We start from the raw sequence: 2,256 nt of genomic DNA, 5'->3' as shown, positions 1-2,256 counted from the left end.
CGACAGCGTTATAGGACCAGGTGGTGCAGCGGTCGAGGGCGTCCACATGGGCCAGCAGACGGCCTTCTGCGTCGTAGTTGAAACGCTCCTCGGTCTTGTCCGGGTGGGTGACCTTGGCCAGTTGGCCAGCCTGGTATTCATAGGCGGTCTTGTTGCCCGCCGCATCGGTGAACTCGACCAACTGGTCGTTTTAGCACACGTTGGCAACAACTTAAAAACGGTAGTCGACACATCCATCGGCCGCCACTTTCCGCTAATTTAAGGGCTACCAATTAGGCCATAATTAATACCTTCAACACAAGCCCAGTCATACGAAAACTCTAGGCAACATCCATTTTCAAAAATAAACTTCACCAAGTCCCTACCACCCATAAGACAAGCCAAGACCTCCGACACAACATTCTCCCCCATTTAGAAAAACCAACAATTTCTGCCGCACCAAATGAAACTTCCACATACACAACATCAAAGACACCCGGCCATCTTGCAGGCTTTTTTAAAGGTTTCCCCTTCATCATAAATTTAACAGAAACAGATGGACCATCTCGACCGAATACAACCGACAAGGCTTCAGCACCGACAAACGAAGGAGTATCGCCATACATGGCTGCTAATGCCTGCGGATTCATGAACCGACTGATATTCACCACTCTCCACCACCACAGTTAAAGCAACAACGATCGTCCATTTTATGAGACCTGAAGTGGCTCGCAATTAACACCATTGCACTTAAACAATTAAAATCAATACAACAAAGCCTACCTCAATTAATGATAACGCCCCTCATCGCAACCCATTTACGAGACCCACCATACACTTGATAAAGCCCTTCGCCCTCCACTACATACTCACCCAATATTCATAATTCCAAAATAACCACAGAAAAAAGCAAAAAAATCATCGGCCACACTTGGGATTACACGCTCCAAGTGATAGAGATAGTAGAAAAGCGGAGTATCGTCCCCATCATTATTTTGTTGCCAATCAAGTTCGCCGTACAAACAATCCCCAGCGCATCTCGCTACGGCTGACGTGACCGGATCCACACGCCTTAGACTTATTTCAATTTCCGCCATCTTTAGCCTATAAGACTTCTTCTTTTCATTACTAGCATTAACAATTCCAATATTTGCCGAAAAGCCCAAGGACTCACGAATTGCATCGGCATATTTTCCATCTATTTTCACCCGCCCTCCGTCAAGGCAGCTCAATAAATACATAGAGAAGGCTGCTGACATTTCGTTAATACTCACCCCATCCGAAATGAGTTGACCTTCAAGGCGATCGATCTTATCCGAGTTCAAGTCATTCATTTTTTGCGCACCCATCATCTACCCCCAACACAGCCATTACATGAGCACATGAAGAACAATAAGGCATCGGCTTCCCATCATTTCGCACGGTGGTTGATGTACCCCCGCTTACAATGCGCCTCAGGTGACGTACAGTTTGTACATCATTATCATGTGCGATTCGACTAAGTCCATCAGCCTCGCCACAATGCCCATTGAAAGGAGATCCGACCCCTGCTCTTTCAGCGTCATCATAAAGTTCTTTTACAACTGGATGATGCGCGCCCAGCCCGCCAGCTTTCACACTATAGCCCTCTACTGCTCCTTCGAGATTATCTGCTTCGATTGTGGTTCTGGTTCCCTTATTATTGGGTGTGATCCCCTTAATTCGCGCTAAGCCCAGGGGATCTATCCAAGTTACAGGATTCGCAGCATATAGGTAGAGGTTTAGGCCACCAGCGTAGTTGATTGGATCGTGATTAACAAAACGGCCAGTCTGAGGACTGTAATATCGGTAGCGATTGTAGTTTAGTCCCGTTTCCTGATCATGGTACTGCCCCTGGAAGCGAATCGGGTTGCCCAGGCCGTGTTGTTTGGCCCACGCCGAACGTTCCTCACGGACTTCACCCCACGCCTTGTACTGCCCCGCCCAAGCAACATTGCCCTGCTCATCGGTCAGCTCCATCGGCGTACCGAGATGGTCGCACTGATACCAGGCAATCGCATCGAACGCCTGCGGCTTCACCTCCGTATGCCACAGCGGATCCTGGTCAAAGTCGTATTCGCGCTGGCTCCAGTCCGGTTGTTTATGCAAACGGATCGGGCTCTTGCGCAGCGCCTGAGCGACCGGCACAAAGCTGCCCGGCTCGTACAGGTAATGCACGGTACGGCCAGTATCGCCATCGTCCCTTGGCGGTGAGCTCTCCCAGGCCAGGGTGTCGCCATCCCAGCCAAACAGGGTAAA

Annotated in this window: 3 protein-coding genes and 1 pseudogene; all 4 read right to left on the bottom strand. The window is 49.4% G+C overall.

The window, feature by feature from the left end; all coding sequences use genetic code 11:
- Positions 1-184, bottom strand: a pseudogene (locus JKP78_RS00020) (hypothetical protein); the annotation flags it as partial.
- A 166-nt stretch (positions 185-350) separates the two neighbouring features.
- A complete protein-coding gene (locus JKP78_RS00015; protein WP_200625798.1) occupies positions 351-647 on the bottom strand; it encodes an Imm50 family immunity protein in 297 nt (98 codons plus the stop codon).
- A gap of 201 nt (positions 648-848) precedes the next feature.
- Entirely contained in the window at positions 849-1,313 is a 465-nt protein-coding gene (locus tag JKP78_RS00010) for a hypothetical protein (protein WP_200625797.1), read from the bottom strand.
- A partial coding sequence (locus JKP78_RS24930) for an RHS repeat-associated core domain-containing protein (protein WP_234454370.1) occupies positions 1,306-2,256 on the bottom strand: 951 nt, incomplete at its 5' end. The genes JKP78_RS24930 and JKP78_RS00010, both read right to left, overlap by 8 nt.

This window comes from Pseudomonas sp. LAM2023 (assembly GCF_016620375.1).
Lineage (GTDB): Bacteria > Pseudomonadota > Gammaproteobacteria > Pseudomonadales > Pseudomonadaceae > Aquipseudomonas > Aquipseudomonas anuradhapurensis.
Note: the sequence above shows the minus strand (reverse complement) of the source record. Positions and strands in the feature narration are given on the sequence as shown.